Raw genomic sequence first — 24,773 nt, forward strand, 5'->3', positions numbered from 1 at the left:
CAGAAATTTTTCTGAACCTCCCGGCTTTTTTATCTTAAACAATCAAAAGGAGTGTACTGTTTATGAATACGATTTGGAAAAACACATTCAGAGCCGGTGAAAAATGGTCCGGGCTGATCGGCAGACATAAGCTGCTTCGCTTTACGGCAATGGAAGCCGGCGCCAACCTTGCGCTCCTGCTTTACAACCGGCTGGAGCTGAACGAAAAATACAATATGCCGGATACATTGAAGGCCCAGCACACCGCACACCTGACCGCGGGCAACGCACTTTTCAGCGACAAGGGGCGCGTGCTGGCATCCATTGTGGAAGACAGCATCGGCTGGCATGACACCATCGGCGGCATCACCACCAGAGAGAGCACCGACCAAAAGTATGGAAAAACGGATTATCAGACGCTGCGCAACGACTGGCTGCGCAACGGTTACGACAATTTCATGATGGAGCTGGAGTGCAACGGCCTTGGCCCGCGTGATTTTGTCCCGCCGGTCAATCTGTTTTCAAAAATCCGGTGTGATAAAGACGGGCATATGCACGCCGACCCGGAAAACTGTCCCAAAGGGGCGACCGTCACGCTGCGCACGGAGATGGATGTGCTGCTGGTACTTTCCAACACGCCGAATCCGCTTGACCCCCGCAAAGACTACCCGGCGGTTCCGGTGAAGATGGAGGTTCTGCCCGCGGCCCCGGAGGATTCTCTGGACCCGTGCATGAACAGCATGCCGGAAGTGCGGCGCGCTTATGAGAATACGTGGGATTATTACACCCTGTTGGGCTGAGGGAGGAAAAAGCAATGAGCACAGCATTTAAACCTTGTGAAAGCAAACGTCAGGAGAAGGATGCGGTCTTCAACCAGATCGTTCCCGCAGGCGCCGGGTTGATGCATGTCGTGAAAAAAGGACAGGTTTTGCGCATCACGGATGTGGAGGGCAACCAGGCTGCCGACACTATGTTTTACGATACGGAAAATCCGGAAGACCATTACAGTGCTACCGCCACAATAACCGGGCAGGAAAATATTTACCTGACTACCGGCACCGTATTGCGTACGGAGTCCGGAAAACCGTTGCTCACCATCGTGGCCGATACCTGCGGGCAGCATGACACACTGGGCGGCTCCTGCTCCGCGCAGAGCAATACCATCCGCTATTCGCGTGACATCCGGTATATGCACAACTGCCGCGATACCTTTATGCTGCAAATGGCGAAATTCGACGGGAAATATGCAAAGCGCGATCTGGCGCCCAATATCAATTTCTTCATGAATGTGCCGGTCACGGAAGACGGCGGGCTGGAATTTGCGGACGGTGTCTCCGGCCCCGGACGTTATGTGGAAATGCGCGCCGAGCGGGACGCCACGCTTTTGCTGAGCTGCTGCCCGCAGTTGAATAACCCTTGCAATGCCTACAATCCGACTCCGCTGCGCGTGCTGGTCTGGGATGAATGAGGAGTTGTTCCTATGTTTGAAAAAGTACTGATTGCAAACCGGGGCGCGATTGCCTGCCGTATCGAGCGCACGCTGAAAAAGATGGGAATCCGCTCGGTGGCGGTTTACACCAAGGCGGATCAGGACAGCCTGCATGTTTTTCATGCGGATGAAACCGTCTGTATCGGCGACGGCCCGGCGAGCGAAAGTTATTTGAATGCGGAAAAAATACTGCAAACCGCTTTGCAGACGGGCGCGCAGGCCATTCATCCCGGTTATGGTTTCCTAAGCGAAAATGCAGATTTTGCGCGCAGATGCGCAGAAAACGGGATTGCTTTTATCGGCCCGACACCGGAACAGATCGAGCTGTTTGGCCTCAAGCATTCGGCCCGCGCGCTGGCAAAAAAAGCCGGCGTTCCACTTCCGCCGGGCACCGGGTTGCTAAAAGATGCCGCACAGGCCGTCGAAAGCGCGGCGCGCATAGGGTATCCGGTGATGCTCAAAAGCACGGCTGGCGGCGGCGGTATCGGGATGCGCGTCTGTTCCAATGAAACGGAACTGCACGCCGCGTTTGAGTCCGTGCGTCATCTGGCGGCTGCTAATTTCGGAAACAGCGGCATTTTTCTGGAAAAATATGTTCCGCATGCCAGGCATATCGAGGTTCAGATTTTCGGAAGTGCATCCGGCGAAGTGGTCGCTATTGGCGAGCGCGACTGCTCGGTGCAGCGCCGCAACCAGAAAGTGATGGAAGAAACACCCGCACCGGATCTTCCGCAGGCGGTCCGTGAAGACATGCATGCGTCGGCTGTGCGCTTTGCCCGGATGGCGCAGTACCGCAGCGCGGGCACGGTGGAGTACCTGTATGATAAGGATGAAAAGACTTATTATTTTCTGGAGGTCAATACCCGCCTTCAAGTTGAACACGGCGTCACCGAGGAAGTGTATGGCATCGACCTGGTGGAATGGATGGTGCTGGAGGCGGCTGGAGAGATCGGCACGCTTGCGCCACGGGTTGGTCGGCCGAAAGGGCACAGCATACAGGCGCGCATCTATGCCGAAGACAGCAGCGCGGGCTTCCTGCCCTGCGCCGGTCATGTAGACGGCGTGTATTTCTCGAAAGAAGCGCGCATTGAAACCTGGCTGCAAAATAATGCCGAAGTGACCACACTGTATGACCCGATGCTTGCCAAAATCATCACCTATGGTCAAAACCGGAAAGAAGCGCGCGCCAAACTGGAAAAGGCGCTGGATGAATCGCGCATTTACGGTGTGACCAGCAACCGTGCCTATTTGGCGGCGTTTATCCGCCGGGATGATTACCGAAATGGGAATCTTTCCACCCATATGCTGGATGGGTTTGCTCCGGAGGAGCACGCGCTGGAAGTTTTGGACGGTGGCGTGCAAAGCATGGTGCAGGACTACCCGGGCCGCACAGGCTATTGGGACGTGGGTGTGCCGCCGAGCGGCGCGATGGATATGTGGTCGTTTCGCGCGGGCAATCGGATACTCGGCAATGCGGAAGGCGCCCCGGGTATCGAGATGACCCTGCGCGGCGGAAAGTATCGGTTCCGCGGTGCGGCGGCCTTTTGTCTGGCCGGCGCGGATATGCATGCCGAACTGGACGGTGTGCCGGTCGCACCGTATACTGCCGTGGCGGCAAAGACCGGACAAGTGCTTTCTTTCGGGGAATGCCGGCTCGGCATGCGCGCCTATCTCCTGCTCAAGGGCGGACTGGACATGCCGCGTATCCTCGGAAGCGCGTCTACCTTTACGCTGGGCGTATTTGGCGGCTACAACGGGCGCACCCTGCAACCGGGCGACCTGCTTGCCATCCGAAAAGCAGACGGCGATGAGATGCCCCGTCCTGTCCGGGTGACACAGCCTCTCACGCACCAATGGACGCTCGGCGTGATTTCCGGACCGCACTGCACCACGGAGTTTTTAAAAGAAGACTATCTGAAACAGCTGACGGACACGGCATGGGAGGTGCACTTTAACAGTTCCCGCACCGGCGTGCGGCTGATCGGTCCCGCGCCGGAATGGACACGGGCGGACGGGGGTGAAGCCGGTCTGCATCCCTCAAATATCCACGACACGCCGTATGCGCTCGGTGCGCTGGATATGACCGGCGACATGCCCATTCTTCTGGGCCCGGATGGCCCAAGCCTCGGCGGCTTTGTTTGCCCGGTCACGGTCGCAACGGCGGAACTCTGGAAAATCGGCCAGATGCACCCGGGGGATACGGTAAAGTTTCAGATCGTTGCACCGGAAGAAGCAGAACAGATGCGGCAGAAACAGGAACAGGCGTTTGCGTCCGCGGGTGCGGCCAATGCGCTTGCTCCGGCAGAATTGCCGTTGAAACATGCGCTGCCGTCGCCGGATGTCCCTATCCTCTATACTGCCGGAAAACAGCGTGACAAAGTGGTGTTTCGCTGCTCCGGCGACCAGAATGTGCTGGTTGAGTTTGGAGAAATGGAATTGGATCTGCGTCTGCGCTTTAAAGCGCATTTGCTTATGCGGGCGATTAAGGAAGACGGCCGCATTCCAGTGGTTGATCTCACTCCCGGCATCCGCTCGCTTCAGGTACATTTTGACCCGGATCGAATGAAAATGAAGCGGGTCTGCGAACAGATTACGCGCATGATTGCGGAACTGCCTTCACTGGAAACGGCCAGAATTCCTTCTCGCGTGGTGGAACTGCCGATTTCGTGGAATGATCCGGCTGTGCGTCTCGCCATGAAACGCTATCAGCAGGGTGTTCGCCCGGACGCGCCCTGGTGCCCGGATAATATCGAATTTATCCGGCGTATCAACGGGCTGCAAAGCATTCAAGACGTGTATGACATCATTTTTAACGCGACCTATCTGGTGATGGGGTTGGGCGACGTTTATCTCGGCGCACCGGTCGCGGTGCCGCTGGACCCGCGCCATCGGCTGGTCACCACAAAATATAACCCCGCGCGCATTTGGACACCGGAAAATGCCGTGGGCATCGGCGGTGCGTACATGTGCGTTTATGGTGTGGAGGGTCCCGGCGGCTACCAGCTTTTTGGCCGCACTGTGCAGATGTGGAACCGCATGCACGAAACTCCCTGTTTTGAAAAAGACCGCCCGTGGCTGCTGCGGTTCTTTGACCAAATAAAATTTTACCCGGTGGAGCCGGAGAAGCTGCTCGAATACCGTGAAGCATTCCTGCGCGGGCGGTTCAATGTAAAAATCACTGATACGACCTTCGACCTTGGCGGCTATCTGCGTTATCTTGACTCCATTGAGGGCGTTTCCGCTGTTGCCAAGCAGCGCCAGCAGACTGCGTTTGAAGCGGAGCGAGAGCGCTGGAAGAAAAACGGTTTGGATGAATTCATTTCGGAACAGCCGGAGATCCCGGAGGAGGACGAAACGCTGCCCCATGGCGCCGAACCTCTGAACGCCAAGATGGCAGGTAGTATTTGGAAAATATTAGTTAACGAAGGTGACCGGGTCGAAGCAGGACAGACGCTTGTCGTGATGGAAAGCATGAAGATGGAATTTGAACAAAAGGCTCCTGCCACCGGCAAAGTCGGCAAAATCTTTGTTCACCCCGGTGATATCGTTCGAAATGGGCATGCTCTTTTGTATATCCAGACGGCGTAAGGAGGGAATTTTATGGAACAGGTGCCGGAAAAAATGACTGTGGCGGGGCTGCGGCAGGCATATCGCACCAAAACATTGACACCGCGCAGGGTACTGGACAAAGTGCTGTCGCGTGCCCGCCGTTATGCTGCAAAACATATTTTCATTTCAGCGCCGGAAGAGGCAAAGCTGGCGGCATATCTGGGCAGACTGGAGCAGATGAATTTCGACAGTCACCCGCTTTGGGGCATTCCCTTTGTGGTAAAAGACAACATTGATGTCGAGGGGTTTACAACGACCGCCGCCTGCCCCGATTATGCCTATATTCCCAAGCAGAGTGCCGCGGTGGTGCAGCGGCTGGTCAATGCGGGTGCCGTTCCGGTCGGAAAAGCCAATCTTGACCAGTTCGCTACCGGTCTGGTAGGAACGCGCAGTCCTTATGGAGCGGTGCACAATGCGTGGAGGGACGAACTCATCAGCGGCGGTTCGTCGTCCGGCTCCGCCGTTTCGGCCGCGCTGGGTATCTGTGCGTTTTCTTTGGGAACAGATACGGCCGGTTCCGGCCGCGTGCCGGCCGCCCTGAACGGATTATTCGGCTTTAAGCCGAGCTGCGGCGCATGGCCGATTAAAGGGGTGGTGCCTGCCTGTGCCAGCATTGACTGCGTGACGGTTTTTGCCCATACCATGGGCGATTGCTTGGCAGTGGATGACGTTGCGCGTGGTTGTCAGGCGAACGACCCATGGTCGAAAGATCTGCCGCGCAAGATGGCGGCCGCACCCCAAACCGTGTATATTTCGGATAAGCCTCCGGTGTTTTTCGGCCCGTTTGCACAGGAATATGAAGCGGCATGGAAAAACGCGCTGAAGATGGTTTCCAACGCGGGATTTGCCGTAAAAAAAACGGCGGTGTCCCTGTACGAAGAGGCGGCGTCCATTTTGTATGGCGGGCCATGGGTGGCGGAGCGCTGGGCGGATCTCGGCGACTTCGTGGGAAGTCATCCCGGCAAGGTATTTCCGGTCACGGAAAAGATTCTGCGCAGCGGGGAAAAACCGACGGCGGCTTCGCTGTTTCATGCAATCCACCGGCTTCAGGAAATAAAGCGTTCTGTTCAAGAGTTGTTGGCCGATGCGGTGTTGTTGATGCCGACGGCAGGCGGAACATGGACGATCCGCGACGTGGAAGCCGATCCGGTGGAAACCAACACACAGATGGGTGCCTTTACCAACCACTGCAATCTGTTGGATCTGTGTGCGTGCAGTTACCCGGTTGCCATGGCTGCCGACAATCTGCCGTTTGGTATAACGGCGTTTGCCCTTTCAGGCGGAGAAGGACTCCTGTCTTCCTTTTCAGAACGCCTTTTTTCGTAAATAGAAGTTTTTTGCTTTGGATTGCCCCCCATTTGCCATCAGTATATCCTCTTGGAAGCAAATGGGGGGTTCCATATACCATAAGGCCATCGGTGATCAAGCTGAGATGCTCTGCCATCTCAGCCATTACGACCAGGTGTACCACTCGAAGACCTTTGATTTCACCAACGGGACGGGAAGCACTGGCTGCCATCCGTGCAGACGGGATATTGTACGGCGGCACCGGGTCTCAAAACAGCCACGTTCCCTGCCGCCTGAAATCGAGCACATCTACCCGTATTACAGTCTGTATCCACACTTTTCGCAGGCATACGGTTTCCTCACCAGGGGTTGCCCGCGGGCATGTCCCTTTTGTGTTGTCTCAAAAAAGGAAGGCGAAGCGTTCAGGTGTCCGATCTGAACAGGTTCCGGCACGGGCAAAAGGAAATAAAAGCTGTTGGACGCTAACCTGCCGGCTTGCGAAAACCAATGCTGTGGGTGCTCCGGCCTGCTCAGAATCGGACTTGCTCCGCCGGGGAACGGATACCTGCAAAGCGGTTTTAAAAGTCTGTTGGATAACAGGCTTGTTTTGCTATGTCTGTTTTACCAAAAGAGGGGGGAATCTGCAATACAATATACAAGGGAAGGATTGCGGAAATCCGATGCATCATTAGTTTACAAAAAATTTGCATTTGTTTTTTTATTTTTATAAAAAGTTTTGATAAACTGACAGAGTCAAATATTCGATATTCGTACGGACTTTGGCAGGAAGACCGGCGAGGATCGTTCCACTCAATAGGTACGACGATAGACTGTTTCCTTATTTTCATAGCGAGGAGGTGCGCGATGTCGCACCTGGATAGAAATCGGTCACGTCCTAAAACACTGCTTATCATTTACGGAGGGATGTTTGTTTTTTTTCTGGCAAAAGCTTTTTTTTATGCCAGATATGTTGGCCGCTTCCCGGATGAGAGCGACCATATAAGCTATATCGCCTATCTGGAAAAGACCAATGCCTTAATTCCGAATTTCAAAAACATGATGCTTTTGGTTTTGCAACAGGGCGCGGGCGGAGATACTTACCACGGACAGTATGTCTTTGGTTCGGTGCTCAATCAGCTTGGGCATCCGCCGCTGTATTATCAGTTCATGCGGCTGGCACATGGTGTGGTGCTGCAAAATGGTGTGTTCGTAATCCACATTGTCCGTCTGCGTTTGCTTAGTCTGTTTCTGGCATCTCTCGGGCTGCTGCTTGCTTTTTATATTGGCTGGACGCGCATTGCCCACGTCCCGATGCTTCATCTGCTGTATGCGGTGATCTGCACTTCCGTTCCGATGTTTGCATATGTCAGCGCAGGGGTCAATAACGACACCATGGCATATGTGACGTTCAACCTCTATTTACTGGGATTTCTGCGATATACGGAAAGAAAGACGGATATTGGGACCTATCTGTTGATCAGCGCAGGCATTACGCTGTCGCTTCTGACTAAAAGCACTGCGGCGCTGGTCGCGATTGGCTCACTGGCGCTCTACCTGCTTTATTGTATGATTTGCCGGAAAGACCTGCAGTTTTTCCGCCGCCGGCAATTTTGGGTAACACTCCCTGTATATCTGGTCGCCGCTCTATATCTTTTTACAGTAAAATGGGAGACGGGTTCTTTTCAGCCCACATTGAGCTCGTTGGACTGGCAGCAGTTTGTAAATTCTTCGTTTTATGTGGCACCCGCGAACCGTCAGCATATGGATTTTGGCGCTTATTTTTATTATTTCTTCCATGGTTTTTTCTTGACTTGGAGCGGTATTGCCTCACATGTATCCCTGACAAAGTCCGACGCGTTGTGGGCAATCGACCAAATCGGGCTGCTTCTGCTTTTTGTCCTGCCGCTTTTCCTGCTAGTGAGATCCAAACATGGGCTCGAGCGAAAATGGCACAGCGCAAATCTACTTTTCATTTATTGCGCATTGTTGATCGTCATATTCCTCCAATTTTTCCGTGCCTACTGGCAGTTCTCGCATGTATCCGGTTATCTGGGCGGATGCCAGTCCCGCTACTATCTTTGCGCCGTCCCAATGCTTTCGCTGTGCATCACATGGAGTGCGCAAACGGCCTATTCTCGTTTGACTCGGCGGACGACATTTGACCGGCAGAGCATGGCGCGCAGCACAGCGGGCGGAATAGCCGTACAGGCCGCTTGCGCCGGTTTTTCCGTTTTGTTGATTTATGAGGACATTATCTATTTTTTATGCAATTTCCATCAGTATTTATAAAGGGTTTTGTATGCGCACAGTGATGTCGGGCATCCGAAAGCGGGAGGTAAACCATGAAACTGATTATTCAGATCCCCTGTTACAATGAGGAAGAAACACTGGGGCAGACGTATTTTGATCTGCCCAGACGAATTCCCGGAGTGGACCAGATTGAGTATCTGATTATTAACGATGGCAGTTCCGACAGAACCGTTGCGGTCGCACAGCAGCTTGGCATCGACCATATTGTCAATTTCAAACAGAACAGAGGGTTGGCCGCCGGATTTATGGCGGGGATCGACGCCTGCCTCCGTTTGGGTGCCGACATTATTGTAAACACCGATGCCGACAACCAATACCGCGGCTCGGATATCGCACGCCTGATCGCTCCGATCCTGCGGGGGGAAAGTGATATCGTGGTGGGTTGCCGCCCCATCGACGAGATCGACCATTTTTCCAAAGCCAAGAAGATTCTACAACATGTTGGAAGCCGTGTTGTCCAAAAGGTTTCTTCCACCACAGTACCGGACGCGCCAAGCGGTTTCCGCGCCTATTCGCGCGAAGCCGCCATGCACTTGAACGTCGTCAATGAATACACCTATACGCTGGAGACGCTCATTCAAGCCGGGCGAAACCACATAGCTGTCTGCTCCGTGCCTATACATGTGAATCCGGAAACTCGGAAATCACGCTTGTTCAAAAGCATTCCGGCTTATATCCGTCGATCGGCTTCTGTAATCATCCGCTCGTTTATGATGTATAAACCCCTTCGCTTTTTCTGCATTTTGGGCGGCGTATTGTTTGTCATCGGCGCAGTGTTTATCGCTCGTTTTTTAATTTTGTACTTACTTGGAACCGGCGCCGGACACATCCAGTCGTTGATTTTGGCTATTCTGCTGATACTGCTCGGGTGTAGTTCCGTTCTGTCCGGACTGCAGGCGGATCTGATTGCATCCAACCGCAAACTGCTTGAGGATGTACAGTACCGTATCCGCAGGATAGATTACGAAAACGTCGATCCGCAACAGATTCCCAGAAAAAGAGCCGCAAGATGAAAACCACTCACACGTTTCCGGATGACTGGGTTGCGCGAAAAAATGTGCTGTTTATCACCACGAAAAATCTAAATTATATACGTAATGCACAGGAGATTGCCTGCCTGCGCCGCAGTGCCGGTCAGCTACAGGTCATCGGGTGCGAAAAAGGCGGCACGATATCGCGGCTTTTGCGCGTTTGGCTGCGGCTGCTTTTCCTGCCTGTCCGCTCCTATGATGTGGTGTTCATTGGGTTTGCCCCACAGCTCATTCTACCGTTTTGGGGATGGAAGTTCCGAAAGCAGACCGTGGTTGCAGACTTCTTTATCTCGTTTTACGAAACCTTGGTGTTTGACAGGCAGATTTTCCGGACAAAATCTCTGGCGGCAGCGCTTGCACACCGGCTGGATACGACTGTCTGCCAGCGGGCGGATAGGGTTTTTGCCGATACATGCGCAGATGCCGATTATTTTATTCGAAAATTTGGATTGACAGCGGAAAAGACGAAAGTGTTCTATCTGGAAGCGGATATGTCGGTTTTTTACCCTCGGAAATCTTTGCCGGCCCGGTTAGGGCCAACGGAAAAATTCGTGGTGCTTTATTTCGGCTCCATTCTGCCCCTGCAGGGGGTGGACGTAATCCTGCAATGCGTACGGCTGATGCGGCAGGATACAAGTATCGTATTCAATTTGATTGGACCCGTTCCACAGAAGGAACGACGGCTTTGCGCCGACCTTCCCAATGTGCATTTTACAGACTGGCTGCCACAGAATGACCTGGCAGAGCGCATCGCTCAGGCGGATTTATGCCTGGCCGGGCATTTTAACGCCCGGATTCAAAAAGCGTGCCGCACGATTCCGGGGAAAGCTTATATTTATCATGCGATGGGTAAGCCGATGATCTTAGGGGATAACCCCGCCAATCACGAGTTGTTTGATGAGAACGGAAAAACCGTTTATTATGTCAGGATGGGGGATGCGGGCAGTCTGGCTGAAAAAATCAGGCAGATCGCGTTGCATGCAGTGCAGTGAAAATAAAGATCTCCTTAAAAAGCAAATGGATGCGATGGATCGGCATCGGAATTACAGCAGTTTCCTTCGTTTTTCTGGCAAAGTTCCTGTTTTCAATGCATGTTGATCTCTTCCGGCTACAGCACCCAGCCCTAACGGTTTTGCTGGTGGTCGCTCTGGCGGTCTGCTATGTGGGAGTGGTCTATCTTTCCGCAGCCGCATGGCGGCTGGCGCTTAATTTTATCAGCCAAACAAAGATTCCATTCCATGATGTTTTCGATATCTATGTCCGCGCTAATATCGCCAAATACCTTCCCGGAAACGTGATGCATTTTGCCGGGCGCAATATGCTGGCCCAAAAGCTGTCGTTCGACCAGGTGGACGTTGCCTTCAGCACCGTGCTGGAAGTAGCCGCGCTGCTTGTCACGGCTGTGATTTGGTCGGCGGTACTGTCCTTTCAATCGTTTCTATCCATGATTACCGATTTGAGTCGGAAGTCCGGCATGTATCTCTATATCGTCATCGGGGTACTGATCCTGCTGGTGGCAGCCGCATGCCTGATTCTCCGTAAAAAGGGGCTGTTGAAAAAGTACCGGCGCTTTTTCACACCCGCGTTTGCAAGGCTGCTCCCAAAACTTTTTTTGCTCTACAGTCTTACCATGATGATCCCCGGGGGGTTTCTGTCGGTGTTTCTTGGCGCGCTCGGCGTAAGCCTTACGCCGACACTTCTGTTGAATGTGATTGCCTCCTACATGATATCATGGGTCGCAGGCTATGTGGTCATCGGCTCACCCGGCGGCATCGGCGTGCGGGAATCCGTTATGGTGCTGCTGCTCGGGCCGTTTTGCGGAAATGATATCGCGCTGCTTGCCGCGTTGTTGCTGCGGGTTGCGTCTGCATTCGGTGATGGAGCTGCATATGCACTGCAGCAGATTTGGAACAACGCCCGGCGGCACAAATCGGCAAGCGACTGTGAAAAATGATTGGACTCGATTGCAGACGCATTCATATTTTGGCCCATCTATGACCGTAATGGCCACGGAAATACCGGCAGGGTTGTAAATTCCGCGCACTGCCGGAGCTTGAAATATGGTCCACAGAAACCATAGCAAAATGCTTTCGTTTCTCATATTCTTCAGAGTCAAGATTTATACTGAATCTATCTGGACTGCGCCATTTCAAACCGGGAATTGTGCAGACTGGCATATAAGCCATTTTTGCTAAGCAATTCCTCAGATCGAGGATGCAACCACGCAGGTTTTGGAGCGCGCCAGGGTAACACTGGCGTTGAATGGCGGCGTGGAAAATGAGCTGTGTCATTTAGTGCGTAAAAGCAACTTTGATTTTATCCACTCAATTTTGTATAAGGGATACCACGGCTTGCCATTATTTCGTATATGCCTGCGAAACAAAACGCCACTCTACGTCTTAAATAAGCCGTAGAGTGGCGTTATAGGCTGGTGCGCGCTGAGGAACTCGAATCCCCGACCCTTCGCACGTCAAGGAAATATACATATAGAAATAGACCGCTTAGCTATGCGTTTTTACCTGCTATGCTTCTCTTTTTTGTCCACTGGATGTCCACCGGCCAGTTTTTCACGTATGGTCTTCCCTGCTTTGTCCAAACTGCGCTCTGTGAAATGCGTATAGATATTTGCCGTTGTTTTAATGCTCGCGTGTCCCATAAGGTACTGAGCTGTCTTCAAGTCGATCCCTATTTCAAATAAAGATGTGCAGTATGTGTGCCGTAAAAAGTAGGGTGTGACAGCCTGATCAAGACCGTGGACAATGATCTTGTTCCGGTATAGCTCCGCACCTAATGCGTAACCGTCAAATCAACGGGCACGCCCCCCAAGGCATGAGGTTTTCAACATCCGCGCCATTGGGCGCTTCGGTGAAAATCTTTGTGAGGTACTCAAAAGGCACAAGACCATTCTCCCTGGCAGAGACGATCAAGCTGTAATAGATTGCGCTGGCTTTTGCACCGTTTGGCGTGTTGGAAAACAGCCAGTTCTTCCGTCCCATTACAAAAGGTCGAATGGCGTTTTCCGCGCGATTGTTACTGATTTCCAGCCGTCCGTCCAACAGATACCGCACAAGATACATGCGCTGTGACTGTGCATAATGGATTGCTTTACCCATCAGGGTTTTAGGCAGTTCCCGGAGCGATCCGACCCAGGCGTAGAACGCCTCAACCACCGGTTTACTTTGCTGTTCGCGTTCCTTCAAACGATCTTCCGGGGTCAGCAAAGTGAACTGTTTCTCCAAATGAAACAGCCTGTCACAGTAAGCAATCCCCTTTGCGGCGTCAGACGATTTCCGTTTATCCTTCGGCAGTGTTTGCAGCGCTTCGTCAAATTTCCGACGCAGATGCGCCCAACAGCCCACCACGGTGATTCGGTCAGGCAGCTTGTGGTATCCGTCATAACCATCTGCATGGAGAAAACCTGAAAAATCCTCTAAGAAGTCTTTCGGACGGATATGCTTTCGATCCCGCTGGTAGTCATACAGCACAATCTGGCGCTTAGCCTCGCCGCTTGTACGATAAAGCCACATGTAACTTTTACTCTGGGCGGGCTTGCCGTCCTCATGCAGCACCTGAAGGGTGGTTTCGTCTGCGTGAAGGACTTGATGATTGCATAGCTGTCGCTTCATTTCCTGATAAATTGGCTCCAGCCAATCTTCACAGGCTCTGATGAGCCAGTTGGACATGGTTTGACGTGAGAGCAGAATGCCGCTTTGCGCCCACTCCTGCTCTTGCCGATAAAGCGGGCTGCCCATCACAAATTTTTGCACGGCGATATGGGCGACGGATTCGGGTGATGCGAACCCTCCCTTGATGACGGGTTTTGGCATCTCCGCCTTGACAATCGGCACACGATCAGAGGACTCCTCGCAGTGGCGGCAGGCATAGACGTGCCGTACATGGCGTACAATCACGGCTTTTGCCGGGATGATTTTCAGTTCCTCACGGATGTCTTCCCCCATTTTGTGCAGAGGACAACCGCAGTCCGGACAGATACGCGCCTCGATCGGCAGCTCGTGTTCAATGGTCTCAACAGGTAAATCTTCCGGCAACTTGTCGGTGGTCAGGCGCGTCTTTCTGCGGTAATGCGCCTTGACCTCGGTGGTTTCCGGCTCTGGCACGGTCAAATCGGCGGTTTGCTCTGCTTCGTTAAACAGACATAATTGTTCGTTGTCCGTCTGTTCACTGGACGCGCCGAATTGCTTACGTTTGGCCAGGCGGAATTGCTCCATCAGCCACTGAATCTGCTGTTTTAGCTCGGCAATCTGCTCCGCCTGTTTGAGAAAATTCTCGTAAACAGAAAGCGGTATTTCAATTGTTTTTTCTTGTTTTTCCATTCTCTAATTATACCGGAAAAACCGCATAGAATCAAGAAAAAACGGCATTTTCGTATCCCGATGTGTTACGAAATATTGTGTTCAAGAACTTCGCTGCGGCGAAGCTTTTTCTCCAGCCTTGCGCCATCGATCAGACAAGACAGTTCCTCACTGTTCAGCGTCATTGTGGTTTCCTCGTCTGACGACGGCCAGCGGAAATGTCCGCGTTCCAGCCGTTTGAAATACAGCCAAAAGCCATCGCCGTCCCACTCCAGTATTTTCAGGCGGTCACGGCTTCGGTTGCAGAACACGAACAGCGCGTCGACAAAAGGGTCGAGAGAAAAACTGTGCTGCACAAGCGTCATTAGCCCGTTGATCGATTTCCTCATATCCGTGCACCCACAGCAAAGATACACAGGTTTTTCTCCGAACTGCATCACAGCGATCTCAGGATGCGGCAGACTCTCGCCAGCAATTCCAGGTCGGTTTGGGCATTTGCAAGGATATGGCAGCCGGCGATTTCAATGTCTAGGGTGCCTTCGCCGGCAGTAACAGATTTTGCTTCCGTAAGCTGCGTCCAGCCGTCCGGCACAAGCCCGGTTCCGCGCTTTTGTTTCTCCATAAGCTCCATGCAGGCAGCTTCCCGTACTTTTTTCTGCCTGTAGTAATAGGTGGCCTTGCTGATGTTTTTTTCTTCGCAAAATGCGTCCACGCTCTGCCCGCCAGCTATTCGCTCCTTTACCGCCTCGCCCCACTCTGATAGCCGGAACTCCCTCGCGATTTTTTGCGTATCCATTTTATTCACTCCAATTTGGTCCAAAACACTCCATTACATGTTTTGAACCCTTTTGAAGTTCATTGTACCTTCCCCGACACCATGCTTACAAGGTGCGCGCGGTCTTGACGGTTACCCTAATGCAATATCCAGTTCCCGTTTGAAAGAGTGCCACAAACGACGGACGTTCGTTTGGGTAAGCATCCCCGTTGACTGTTCCGGAGTAAAAACGTAAAGCCCTCTGTGCGGGGCTGCCTTTAACTTTTCAACGAGCTCACCTGGTATCGGAATGGTGCGCTCCTTTTCTTTGCCCTTTTTCTTATCTTTGCCCTTTAGGCCCTTTATTTTCGCACGGCCATTCACCCATTCAACAGCCCTACTAACTGTGATCGTTTCCTTGCCCTCTGTAAAAGACACATCGCTCCACATCAGAGGGACCGTCTCTTCTGGCCGCAACCCTGAGAAGAGCATGACCATCACCCACAGCCCCGCCCTGTGTGTTTCCGCAACACGCAACACCGCTGCCTTTTCTTCCGGTGTAAGTGGGCGACGCTCCCCCTCAACAGTTTCAGGCATGTGTAACCCTTCGGACACATCCTTGAGAATGATGCCATTTAAAAAGGCCCGATGAAATACTTGACGAATGGCAAAGCGGATTTTATCAGTATTACTGCTGCTTTTCCCTTGTTGGCCATTCATTATCTCTTGCAAGTGAAATGGCTTTACATCCGCAATTTTCAGATGTCCGATGTGTGGAAGAATATGTAATCGCAGATTAATCTCGTAAGTCTGATAACAATGATCTCTAACTGTCGGCTTCTTATAAATCTCGAGCCATTTATATGCCCATTCCGCAACTGAGATATCTTTTGCGTCAAAATCGTACCCATGATCTCTCCGGTTCTCTGCCTCTCGCACAAGTTTCTTAAACTCCTGATAGGATTTTGAACGAATAATCTCAAGTTTCGCTGAACCGTCTGGATTTTTACCAACAGTCAGTGTCTTTTTGTAGTATCCGTCTTTATTAGGCTTAGGAACAGGCATAAGGATCACCTGCCATTCTGGTTAATAGGGTGCTATTTTCTTTCTATCCAAGAAGCATTATTGCGGCTGATAACTTGAATGTATTCTAAGGTCGATAAAAATTTCTCCAAAGCAGCGGTATATAAGTTTTCTGTCCGGATGAATATGCATGGATTATAAACATTCTTTAATGCAATTTTTATAACGTTTGCTTCTCTTGTTTTGTTTACTTTGATTATGTCAGCGTATCTATAAATTTGCATTGGACCGTTTTCATATAAAATAGCAAACCATTTGTGTATGTCATCTATAAAAACCTTGGGTTCGGTATCAAACCTTACGGCAAGATGAAAACCTTGTCTGTCTAACTCTTGCAGGTTCTGGATGTAAGTTCTTTCCACTGAAGCATTATATTTTATTGTCTTTCTATATTCAACAATAGAGAGCATAAATTGTATTATGTGTTTAATACTGATGATTAAAGATACAGCCAGAAGCAAGTACTCAAATGCTTTATAAAAAAAGGGTTGCTCAGACTTCGTTGTATTCCAAACATAGAGGCTAAATAGAAAAAGAGCAACCGCTACAATAAAGTGTATTATAATCCTTGCTTTCACAGTTAAGTCACCTCCGAACTCTTCTCACCATCATCACAGAATGATTTTACATCATAAGGCTCAAATTGATAATTTTCCCTATGCATGGTTCTCGTTATCAATCTCTGTTGAAGTGGTTTCTTTGGAACTTTTACTCACATACTTGGAATTCATGACTGCACCTTCAGCTGCGGTCAGTACTGCCTCTTTTCCTGCATTATTTAGTTGATGAAATAAAGACAATAGATGTAGATCTATATTGCTAATTCTGATGTTATCGCTGTCACATGATGTTGAATCCACAGACTCTTCAAGTTCAAAAGGTTTACCATAAAGTTCATTTATATTGCTAATTGAATAGATTTTGCATAAGCGCAAAAGTGTATCGGCATCAGGTTGTCCATGGCAATGTTCCCATGCATTAACTGTTTTACCGCTTTTGCCTATCATGACTCCCACTTGATTTGCTGTCAATTTGTTTTTGATTCTAAAATACTTGAGTCTTTCGGCCAGAACTTGTTTAATCAAAAAATCTACCCCCATATATACTATCTGCTTATAACGGTGAAGTCAACAATAAATTCCATGTTTTGTAGGAAAACACGTCTGATTTATATTGACTTACTGCAAAATGTAGATTATAATAGAAATATCCAATAAATGTAGAATTACGAGGGGCCATGCAAATTGTTGACTACGTCTCAAATTCTTAAAGAATATATTAAGAATAATGGAATTAGTATAAGTTTCATAGCCAGAAAATCCGGCATGTCTCGTGAATTGTTGCGGCGTTCACTTGAAGGATCTCGCAATCTTAAAGCGGATGAGTTTGTGAAAATTTGTAAGACACTCTCCTTGGAGGACTTAAACTATTTTACTGCAAAATTATGACATTTGAATAAAGGAGATACCTAGATGCCAAGAGTCAACTTTAAAGGATATCTCGCTCCTGCAAAAGAACACTTACCGTCAGATCTGGAGGTCGTTGTCGCCACATATGGGCCATACCTCTCACTTAACGATGCTGCTACTTGTATCAAGCGTGATCGCCGTACCGTAGAAAAACTGATAAAGTCAGGTGATATTCCCGCTTCACGGACCAGCAAGAGTGGCTTTTACATCATCGCAGCGACCGATTTGGTGAGGTTTATACACAAATCTAAAATTGCCTGCAATTAATCTCAATTATAAACTTACAGATCGATGTAGTCAATAATTTCCAGCACTGACAGGAGCGTTGACAATGAAAAAACGTCTCAAGAGCATCGTTCAAATCTGGAATGATTTCGAGCAGTCGCCCGACCGGGAACAGCTAGCTCCCCAAACATCCTCCGAAATCCACGCTTACCAGGACGGCCAGAAGGTGCGCTGCGTGGCCAGCTGCACACCGGAGTTGGCGGGCCACACGATTGCCTTCCTGCTCCGTACATTCACAGACACCCCCTCCAACACCTCCAGAATGATCCGATCGGCTTGCGAAAGCCTTCCGGACCGCAAAAGCCAATAAAGAAGCGGACATAAGACAGGAGAGGTAGACAATGAGTAAAGCATGGTACATCATCGCATCACGAAAACAGGACGAGCTTGAACTGCTGCTAGACCGCAAAGACATCGATTACTTCAACCCCACCTGCTTACAGGCCCGGACAACACGCCAGAAGCTCCAGCTGCAAGAGCAAAACATCATGGGCGGCTATGTATTCGCTTATCTGGATCTCTCACAGGAGTACTACTACCTCAAGCACAATGAGATGTTTTACGGCAACGTTATCGCCATCTTGGGCATGGACAACGGCATTGCCGGCACAGTCGATGAGGATGAGGTTGTCGAGTGGCGCCAGCTGGCGGCAGCGGTTTCCGTCCCTCTCCGGCTCCGCTTTACAAAAGGCAAGTATCGCATTACCAACAAAGGGCTGCATAGCGCCCGGATCGTCCACTATTACCGCCGCAAACTCAGCGCATCGATTGAGATCATGGTGGCCGGAAAGATCCGTAAACTGATGGTGGCCGCCTATGACGTCGGCAATCAATCTGCCGCAGCGTTGGAACTGGCTGCCATCTACAAGAAATCACAGCACCTGTTGACGTCTGGAACTGGTTCCCGCCAAAGGAAACGCCGGATTGCTGCCTTTTTGGAAACCGTGCGCCAGGATGCCACCAACGCTATTGCGGAGCTGGAAAGAACCCGCCTCAAGTCTCATAGAATCACCATGATGATCGTAGATAACCCCAGGCAATATTTGAACGATCTCAAAAGGTCCGCAAAATACCGGATGGTTTCCTATGGCCGATGGAGGATCGCGCCGTTTAGCAGCGATTGGCTCTACGTAACAAGACACAATTACGCGTTTGCCCAGCGCTTCCCGATTGCAGACTAACTCCTTATCCCCGATATCCACGTTTCTTTTGTCCACAATATGCAGCCCCATGCGCCGTTCGTGCTAGTGGCACCCGTCGCTTTGCCGATTTGATACAGAATTTTGTAATCCTGTATCGAAATGGCGAAGCGTGCCCTCGCAATTATACCATTATTTGGATATTACGACAAATTTGATTTTGGAACTAGTTCCCGACCATAGACAAAGGAGTGTTGACAATGCAAAGCAAGGAAAAAATCTCCCGCATAAACGAGGTGCTTACTGATTTACAGTATAAACTTGATGATTTGCAGTTTCAGAATACCGCCTGCGCCAACGAAAAAAATGGTACGTACTACGATTATGATGGTGTGATTGCTTTGCTTGAGCAGACGGTGGCTCTACTTGAGCAGACGGTAGATCGTCAAAAAGGAACAGCCCGCAATCCCCGCCCCGCTAATCTGCCGAACAACATAGCATGGCGCGAAACTTTTGCCGACCCGGACGAAGAGTTTGATCCCTACGTCTTTGACGGCAGCATGTCGCCGGAGGACTACAACAAGATGGTATCGGCTTACGAAGCCAACAGAGACCATCCTACAGGAGATCCCTCTAAATCAAAGGTAGACTACAGCCTTTCAGCCGCCATGCGGGACGCTGAAAGGAACCACGCGACGGTTGATCTCGCTCATCCCGACCGAAAACCAGTTCCAGCCGATGCGCTGCCGGCAGCAGACCTGCGGGCAGGTAACACCATGAAAATCCGTTTCTTCGACCCGCACGGCGTTTATTTTATGGATACCGTGGCTTTCCGCCCAAAGGCCATGGAAATACAAGCGGCGTTGGCAACGTTGAAGGTTGATTGTCAGCCACCGGATGAATACGCCGGGTGGACGGCCTTTGAATGGAACGAGCAGAAACGACAGTGGTGGCCGTACCGGGACAAACAAAATAAGGGATTCCAGTATGATACCGGCAGAAGGACATAGAAGTCCGACAATTTGCCGCACTTCACATGCCATGTACCACAAATGTAACAGAGGAAAATCAAAAAATGGAAAGTAAAGTTGAAACGGAAACATTTCTTGGATATTGCTTTGACGCAGAGGGCCGTTATCCTTCGCCTGTGTCCTTGCATGGGATTGAACAGGCAGTTGGCTATTTCAAACTGCAAATGCCGCTGCACCCTCGCGTCATGATTACCGATCAGCGTGATTATTGCGTGCTGGAAGCGCAAAACGGCAAAATCACGTTTCCGCCGGCTCGCAAGGATACTTAAAGAAAGGCTGTTGATGAAAGATGCCGGGTATCGTGCGAAATATCGATCAGAATGGTCACCTGGTAATTCCAAAAGGTGTGCGCAAAACCTTGGGTATTCCCGAGGGTACGTGCCTGGAGGTATGGGTGGACCGGAATAGGATCATTCTACGGAAACAAAAGGAAGCTCACAATGAGCCTTAAACGGCCGCAGTGTTTTTGTCGTTGATTGTATCCGGCATCGTCCGTGCAATACAGACAATACAGAAGATTCGTGCCGAAACCGTAAGACAAAAGAGGCGATTAAAATGATGGAATATAAGCTGTTTGAGCTGCAATCTCTTAAAACTTATGAAAAAGATATTGCGGCGCATGGCTGCGGGTACTGGAGCGTGTGTATGGAACATGGCCATTCCTGTCCGTGTGCCTCTACTTCTGCGGTCATGCAAGGGTTTAGCTTAGACACATGGGTTAGCTTGCTATCGGAAATGGAGCATGTGGCCGAGGACGCGGAAAAGGAGGACAGGAAGTTTTTGCTTGATCACGGCTGTACGTTCGAGCAGTATGTCAAAAATGGGTGCAAGGATGAGCCGGATAATGATTATCCATGGCCGTCCGATAACGATTGAACGATAGATTCAACTTCCTAATCTTCTGCCTACTGAATAGTAAGCCGAAACGGGACTTTGGTCCTGTCTGCCGGGAATGGCCGCCCGGCACTGAGGATGGCAGGCTGCTGTTATCAAAATTTGGGTGCCGATGACAGCGCTGGACGGGTCCCCCTCCGTTCCACGCGCGAGGAGCTTGCGGTTAAATGCGCCGGTGCAGCCCAGCTTGTGGAATATGTCCACTAAGCCCCCAAGTGCGACAAATTGTCGCACTTGGGGGTAAAAATCTAAAGACCAGCTTTTTCAGCAACTGCGACAATAAAAGATGGGAGGATGTGTACATGCGCAAAAAAGACATAATAGAAGCAAGAGAAGCAATGAAAGGGACGTATCCGGAAATATTGCGGAAATTAAACGCTCTTATCGCCATCGGAAGGGGCCGCGCTCTTTTTACGGCAGTAATCTATATTGAAGACAATAAGACTTTGACAACTTCTCAAAAGCAATATATACTGAATAAAGTGGAAGCGGCGCAACATGAATGCAGGAGATTTCTGTACATTGGATGGCGCTTTGTCTGGCAGCTTCCCGTAGAAATGCGGGATGGCGTCGCTTATATGGATACGTTCAGATATATTCGATATCTTCCGGCCGGGCGACAACAGTTCAGGCTGCTCTTGAAACTGATAAAAATGGCGAACCATGAAAGCAACCCTGATTTTATTAAAAGCAGCTACAAGAAAGATCTATATTATGACGCGTATCGTGTATTGCGCAATTATTACATAAAATAACATTCCATAGGATGTGATTGCTTGTTCCGTTGCAAAAAGGAAATTGAAGAGCTTAGAAAAAGCAATGAGGAACAAAAGAAACTGATATGCAAGCAATCTATCCTGTTGAAGGATCATCAGGTGCTTTTGGAAAACGCCGATCGCATACAGCAAGAGGGTGACTTCCATCTATACATCCAAGACGGACATTTGCATTACATACAGATCAAACCGGAAAAAACGGATTTTGTTTATACAGTAACATTTTCTGTTTACAGACTGAGTCAACACTATTATTCCTCTGGAGCCTGGATTTCACAAGCGGTGGGTAATATAGTAATGTGCCAAGATACTGATTTTCCTTATAAAACCAATAATACGTTTGATCTTACAAGCTTAGATACCATACCTGATTACCAAAGGCAAGGTCATGCCAGCCATTTGATTTCTGCGATTCTTTCATTTTCTTATGAGCACAAAGTTCAATTGGTCTCGGGAGACTTATATGCAGAAACACCTATCGGAATAGATAATTTGAGGAATTTTTATCAGAAAAATGGATTTAAGGTAGGGAAAAGCTCATTTAGTATGGCACTAAAATAGAATCGTATCGTAAAAGCAGCCTTCCAACCGGAAGGCTGCTTTTTACTGCGACAATTTGTCGCAGTAGTGCTTGTTGTGAAAGGATACGCCAATATGTGCAAGATGGTAATTGAAGATGGAGTACTGAAGGAATATGAGGGTGCCAAGGCAGTGGTCACGGTTCCCAATGGCGTACACACAATCGGTTGCAGGGCGTTTGCTCAATGCGACAGTATACAAAGCATTCATTTACCGGAAGGGCTGACCACGATCGGAATCGGTGCGTTTGAAAATTGCAAAGCCTTGAGAGAGGTCTTTCTCCCTTCCACAGTGACGCTAATTGAGGATCAGCCGTTTTCCAGTTGCGTCTCCCTCAAAAAAATAGAGGTCGCAACTGGAAATAAGCAGTTTCGGTCAACGGACGACATCTTGTTCAGCCGGGATTTCACAACACTTCTCAGATATCCTCCCGCAAGGCGTTATATAGATTACACGATACCACACGGTGTTCGGACAATTGCTGATGGTGCGTTTCAAGAATGCGCAAATCTGGCAGCGCTCTTTATTCCGTGCAGCGTGACAAAATTGGGAAGCGAGTCTTTTTGCTATTGCAGCCAACTACACACGGTCATGCTTTCAAGCGGCATTACGGTAATTCCTTATTTCGCATTCTCTGACTGCAGCAATCTAGAGTATATTGCATTGCCAGACAATCTAAAAAAAATAGAAGAGGGTGCATTCTCCGGAACGGGGTTGAAATATATCCAAATTCCGGACACTGTCGAAGAAATCGAATTCGATGCCTTTGCCGATTGCTTGGCACTGGATGACATAAAGGTAGGTTCCCATACCGAAATGGACACCCACGCAATGCACATTTACGGCGATGACTGAACGTAATCCCGTTGCTTTTACTCCAGCAGCAAGGTATACTGAATAAAAATGCTGTCGGGAGGATTGCGCGAACATGAACGAACAAGCCAGTCTGCCAGAAATTATGGAAGTACCAATTCGGAAAATCCAAACAGATACCGCAATAGATTCAGAAAAAAGATTTTCCAGTAGCTATATAGCGGAATTTATCAAAACGATGGATAATACCAACAGTGATATTTGTTGGCCTATACTCGTTAATTATAGGGCTGGAGTTTACCGGCTGCTTTCGGGTTTATTCTTCTTGGATGTCTACTTATATATGGCTGTAGATAGGGCAGTCTGTATTGTCTATCGTGACCTTACGGAGCTTGATGAGATTCGTTATGCATCTGCCGCACAGATGTGCAAACCGACATCAAGTTCCAGACTCAAGCATTTTATTTACTTGTATCATGGGCTTGGGATTGGAAATGGAATGGGGAAGCACGAGAGGCGCAAAGAGATTGGTCGGATTATGTGTGAAACGCCCAGGCAAATTCAAAAATATGAGCGTATATTTTTAAAAGGTGATAAACAGCTCATACACGACGTATTACATGATCGCCTTGGTACGAACAAAGCTATTGAGATAATTAAAGCAAACAAATAGATTGAGAACCGGTTCCAAGAAGCAGCCGCCTACGGGTTGGCTGCTTTTTTTATGTCATAGGGTGGAGGTGTTATTATGGACAACACGATTCTACCGCAACAGGCTTTGGCTGTCAAAGAGCTGCTTCATACTTTCAATTCCACTTGCGGGGGGCAGATAGGCTTCTGGGATCGCCCCTGCCCTGAAGAAGACATTTTGGCAGCAAGACGTAAACTCGAACAAATTTTTTCTCCTGAGCAGGAAGATCTGTATATCGAAACTGTTAAAAAACTTTGTGCGATCGGCAGATGGCGGTTTAACGAAGTCTACCGGAAACGGCATTTTCGGAATAACCCAGATTAAAGTGTCCAAAAACGACGGAGGAATTTATATGGTTAAAATTACGATATTTGTTGTGGTATTTTGTTTGATAAGCGGAATTCTTGGCTCCATTGTAAGAGGCATCTCCAGTCAGCAGCACAAGGATTATCTGGCTGTTACATCAATGAATTTTTCGGACATCCACGTTGGCCAGTCCATCAATCTCCAAAATTATGATGTAGAAGTGAAATCAGGAAACACCAGTATTTTGCAGTTCAGAACCAGCGACGATCACGGCCTCTTTTCCGATAATAAAGATATTATTTGGGGTGCTGGGGTTGGCGATACGACACTCATGATTTGCGATAAAAGCAGCGATGCTTATAAGATCGTCAAGGTGCATGTGGAATAAGGAACAAGGGCGGTGTACTTAACAGTGGGGAGGGCGGCGTCCACTGGCACAGCCACTGTTCTGGTGACAAACAAGATCGGTGACGTTCATGACAAAAGGAGAATTGAGGAAACTTTATGTTTGATAAAGATGATCTGCTCGCATATTTGACTGTCGTTATTGCAATGGCTTTTGTTGTTGGGGCGGGGATATGGGCAACAACAAGGGAATCAGATCAGGAGCACAGAGATTATATTGCCGCAGTCAAAATAGACATGTCCCATTTAAAAGTCGGACAATCCATCGATTTGCAAAATTACAGAATTGATTTGAAATCGGGCAACAGCAATATCTTGAAAGTTCGAACGTTTGATGACAATGATTTGCTTCCTGGAAACAAATACATTGTGTTGGCGGTGGCTGCCGGTAACACAACCTTAATGATCCACGACACAAGAAGTAATGCGTACAAGATCATCAAGGTGCATGTAGAATAGGAGAAACCTGAATGACTGCAAAAATCATATGGATTTGCGTCTTGGTCTTCTGGATAGGCCTTGGAATTTTC

At 49.5% G+C, this 24,773-nt stretch carries 30 protein-coding genes and 1 other RNA gene; 24 read left to right on the forward strand and 7 right to left on the reverse strand.

Annotation, left to right across the window (positions count from 1 at the left end):
* Nucleotides 1-62 precede the first annotated feature (62 nt).
* From ETHHA_RS12130 to ETHHA_RS12165, 8 genes are all read left to right on the forward strand, one after another.
* Nucleotides 63-779: an urea amidolyase associated protein UAAP1 gene (locus tag ETHHA_RS12130; RefSeq protein WP_013486252.1), complete on the forward strand. Its 717-nt coding sequence runs from the start codon at nt 63-65 to the stop codon at nt 777-779.
* A gap of 14 nt (nt 780-793) precedes the next feature.
* Nucleotides 794-1,447, forward strand: a complete 654-nt coding sequence (locus ETHHA_RS12135) for an urea amidolyase associated protein UAAP2 (protein WP_013486253.1) — start codon at nt 794-796, stop codon at nt 1,445-1,447.
* Between the two features lie 12 nt (nt 1,448-1,459).
* Entirely contained in the window at nt 1,460-5,056 is a 3,597-nt protein-coding gene (uca, locus tag ETHHA_RS12140) for an urea carboxylase (RefSeq protein WP_013486254.1), read from the forward strand.
* 12 nt (nt 5,057-5,068) lie between these two features.
* Complete coding sequence (locus ETHHA_RS12145; protein ID WP_013486255.1) at nt 5,069-6,403, forward strand: allophanate hydrolase; 1,335 nt, start codon at nt 5,069-5,071, stop codon at nt 6,401-6,403.
* Nucleotides 6,404-7,228: 825 nt separating this feature from the next.
* On the forward strand, nt 7,229-8,653 hold the full coding sequence (locus tag ETHHA_RS12150; protein WP_013486256.1) for a hypothetical protein: 1,425 nt from the start codon (nt 7,229-7,231) through the stop codon (nt 8,651-8,653).
* A 53-nt stretch (nt 8,654-8,706) separates the two neighbouring features.
* A complete protein-coding gene (locus tag ETHHA_RS12155; protein WP_013486257.1) occupies nt 8,707-9,687 on the forward strand; it encodes a glycosyltransferase family 2 protein in 981 nt (326 codons plus the stop codon).
* The gene (locus ETHHA_RS12160; RefSeq protein WP_013486258.1) at nt 9,684-10,697 is read left to right on the forward strand and encodes a glycosyltransferase; all 1,014 of its coding nucleotides are present in this window, start codon (nt 9,684-9,686) and stop codon (nt 10,695-10,697) included. The genes ETHHA_RS12155 and ETHHA_RS12160 overlap by 4 nt, the downstream gene beginning before the upstream one ends.
* A gap of 29 nt (nt 10,698-10,726) precedes the next feature.
* Nucleotides 10,727-11,659, forward strand: coding sequence for a lysylphosphatidylglycerol synthase domain-containing protein (locus tag ETHHA_RS12165; RefSeq protein ID WP_049776616.1), 933 nt, complete (start codon nt 10,727-10,729; stop codon nt 11,657-11,659).
* 561 nt (nt 11,660-12,220) lie between these two features.
* Here the strand turns inward: ETHHA_RS12165 and ETHHA_RS16400 are convergent.
* From ETHHA_RS16400 to ETHHA_RS14780, 7 genes are all read right to left on the reverse strand, one after another.
* Complete coding sequence (locus tag ETHHA_RS16400; RefSeq protein ID WP_083803725.1) at nt 12,221-12,469, reverse strand: tyrosine-type recombinase/integrase; 249 nt, start codon at nt 12,467-12,469, stop codon at nt 12,221-12,223.
* Between the two features lie 37 nt (nt 12,470-12,506).
* Nucleotides 12,507-14,039: an IS66 family transposase gene (tnpC, locus tag ETHHA_RS12170; protein WP_013484564.1), complete on the reverse strand. Its 1,533-nt coding sequence runs from the start codon at nt 14,037-14,039 to the stop codon at nt 12,507-12,509.
* Nucleotides 14,040-14,104: 65 nt separating this feature from the next.
* Nucleotides 14,105-14,455 carry an IS66 family insertion sequence element accessory protein TnpB gene (gene tnpB / locus ETHHA_RS12175; RefSeq protein WP_013484563.1) on the reverse strand — a complete coding sequence of 117 codons (351 nt, stop codon included), beginning with the start codon at nt 14,453-14,455 and terminating at the stop codon, nt 14,105-14,107.
* Entirely contained in the window at nt 14,455-14,814 is a 360-nt protein-coding gene (gene tnpA, locus ETHHA_RS12180) for an IS66 family insertion sequence element accessory protein TnpA (RefSeq protein WP_013484562.1), read from the reverse strand. Before tnpA ends, tnpB begins: the two co-directional genes overlap by 1 nt.
* 111 nt (nt 14,815-14,925) lie before the next feature.
* Nucleotides 14,926-15,837, reverse strand: coding sequence for a tyrosine-type recombinase/integrase (locus ETHHA_RS12185; protein ID WP_013486260.1), 912 nt, complete (start codon nt 15,835-15,837; stop codon nt 14,926-14,928).
* A gap of 32 nt (nt 15,838-15,869) precedes the next feature.
* The gene (locus ETHHA_RS12190) at nt 15,870-16,433 is read right to left on the reverse strand and encodes a hypothetical protein (protein WP_013486261.1); all 564 of its coding nucleotides are present in this window, start codon (nt 16,431-16,433) and stop codon (nt 15,870-15,872) included.
* A 78-nt stretch (nt 16,434-16,511) separates the two neighbouring features.
* On the reverse strand, nt 16,512-16,940 hold the full coding sequence (locus ETHHA_RS14780) for a helix-turn-helix transcriptional regulator (protein ID WP_159033378.1): 429 nt from the start codon (nt 16,938-16,940) through the stop codon (nt 16,512-16,514).
* Between the two features lie 162 nt (nt 16,941-17,102).
* Between ETHHA_RS14780 and ETHHA_RS16405 the strand changes: the two genes are divergently transcribed.
* From ETHHA_RS16405 to ETHHA_RS12260, 16 genes are all read left to right on the forward strand, one after another.
* Nucleotides 17,103-17,303, forward strand: coding sequence for a helix-turn-helix domain-containing protein (locus ETHHA_RS16405; protein WP_423219408.1), 201 nt, complete (start codon nt 17,103-17,105; stop codon nt 17,301-17,303).
* Between the two features lie 24 nt (nt 17,304-17,327).
* Nucleotides 17,328-17,591, forward strand: a complete 264-nt coding sequence (locus ETHHA_RS12200) for a helix-turn-helix domain-containing protein (protein ID WP_013486263.1) — start codon at nt 17,328-17,330, stop codon at nt 17,589-17,591.
* 64 nt (nt 17,592-17,655) lie between these two features.
* Nucleotides 17,656-17,919: a hypothetical protein gene (locus ETHHA_RS12205; protein ID WP_013486264.1), complete on the forward strand. Its 264-nt coding sequence runs from the start codon at nt 17,656-17,658 to the stop codon at nt 17,917-17,919.
* 31 nt (nt 17,920-17,950) lie between these two features.
* Nucleotides 17,951-18,790 (forward strand): hypothetical protein, encoded by an 840-nt coding sequence (locus ETHHA_RS12210; RefSeq protein WP_013486265.1) that lies wholly within the window; start codon nt 17,951-17,953, stop codon nt 18,788-18,790.
* Between the two features lie 218 nt (nt 18,791-19,008).
* Nucleotides 19,009-19,758: a hypothetical protein gene (locus ETHHA_RS12215; protein ID WP_013486266.1), complete on the forward strand. Its 750-nt coding sequence runs from the start codon at nt 19,009-19,011 to the stop codon at nt 19,756-19,758.
* A gap of 65 nt (nt 19,759-19,823) precedes the next feature.
* A complete protein-coding gene (locus ETHHA_RS12220; protein ID WP_041686873.1) occupies nt 19,824-20,048 on the forward strand; it encodes a hypothetical protein in 225 nt (74 codons plus the stop codon).
* A 20-nt stretch (nt 20,049-20,068) separates the two neighbouring features.
* Nucleotides 20,069-20,230 (forward strand): AbrB/MazE/SpoVT family DNA-binding domain-containing protein, encoded by a 162-nt coding sequence (locus ETHHA_RS16410; RefSeq protein ID WP_013486267.1) that lies wholly within the window; start codon nt 20,069-20,071, stop codon nt 20,228-20,230.
* Nucleotides 20,231-20,334: 104 nt separating this feature from the next.
* On the forward strand, nt 20,335-20,655 hold the full coding sequence (locus ETHHA_RS12225) for a hypothetical protein (protein ID WP_013486268.1): 321 nt from the start codon (nt 20,335-20,337) through the stop codon (nt 20,653-20,655).
* Nucleotides 20,656-20,697: 42 nt separating this feature from the next.
* Nucleotides 20,698-20,764: hammerhead ribozyme type II (locus tag ETHHA_RS15345), an RNA gene on the forward strand.
* Nucleotides 20,765-20,975: 211 nt separating this feature from the next.
* On the forward strand, nt 20,976-21,428 hold the full coding sequence (locus ETHHA_RS12230; protein WP_013486269.1) for a hypothetical protein: 453 nt from the start codon (nt 20,976-20,978) through the stop codon (nt 21,426-21,428).
* A gap of 21 nt (nt 21,429-21,449) precedes the next feature.
* Nucleotides 21,450-22,010, forward strand: a complete 561-nt coding sequence (locus tag ETHHA_RS12235; protein WP_013486270.1) for an N-acetyltransferase — start codon at nt 21,450-21,452, stop codon at nt 22,008-22,010.
* Between the two features lie 93 nt (nt 22,011-22,103).
* Complete coding sequence (locus tag ETHHA_RS12240) at nt 22,104-22,883, forward strand: leucine-rich repeat domain-containing protein (protein WP_013486271.1); 780 nt, start codon at nt 22,104-22,106, stop codon at nt 22,881-22,883.
* 73 nt (nt 22,884-22,956) lie between these two features.
* Nucleotides 22,957-23,514 (forward strand): hypothetical protein, encoded by a 558-nt coding sequence (locus ETHHA_RS12245; RefSeq protein ID WP_013486272.1) that lies wholly within the window; start codon nt 22,957-22,959, stop codon nt 23,512-23,514.
* Nucleotides 23,515-23,589: 75 nt separating this feature from the next.
* Nucleotides 23,590-23,856: a hypothetical protein gene (locus ETHHA_RS12250; RefSeq protein ID WP_013486273.1), complete on the forward strand. Its 267-nt coding sequence runs from the start codon at nt 23,590-23,592 to the stop codon at nt 23,854-23,856.
* Between the two features lie 28 nt (nt 23,857-23,884).
* Complete coding sequence (locus ETHHA_RS12255; protein WP_013486274.1) at nt 23,885-24,226, forward strand: hypothetical protein; 342 nt, start codon at nt 23,885-23,887, stop codon at nt 24,224-24,226.
* Between the two features lie 116 nt (nt 24,227-24,342).
* Entirely contained in the window at nt 24,343-24,702 is a 360-nt protein-coding gene (locus ETHHA_RS12260) for a hypothetical protein (RefSeq protein ID WP_013486275.1), read from the forward strand.
* The last annotated feature ends 71 nt before the right edge of the window (nt 24,703-24,773 follow it).

Origin of the sequence: Ethanoligenens harbinense YUAN-3 (assembly GCF_000178115.2) — a bacterium.
Lineage (GTDB): Bacteria > Bacillota > Clostridia > Oscillospirales > Ethanoligenentaceae > Ethanoligenens > Ethanoligenens harbinense.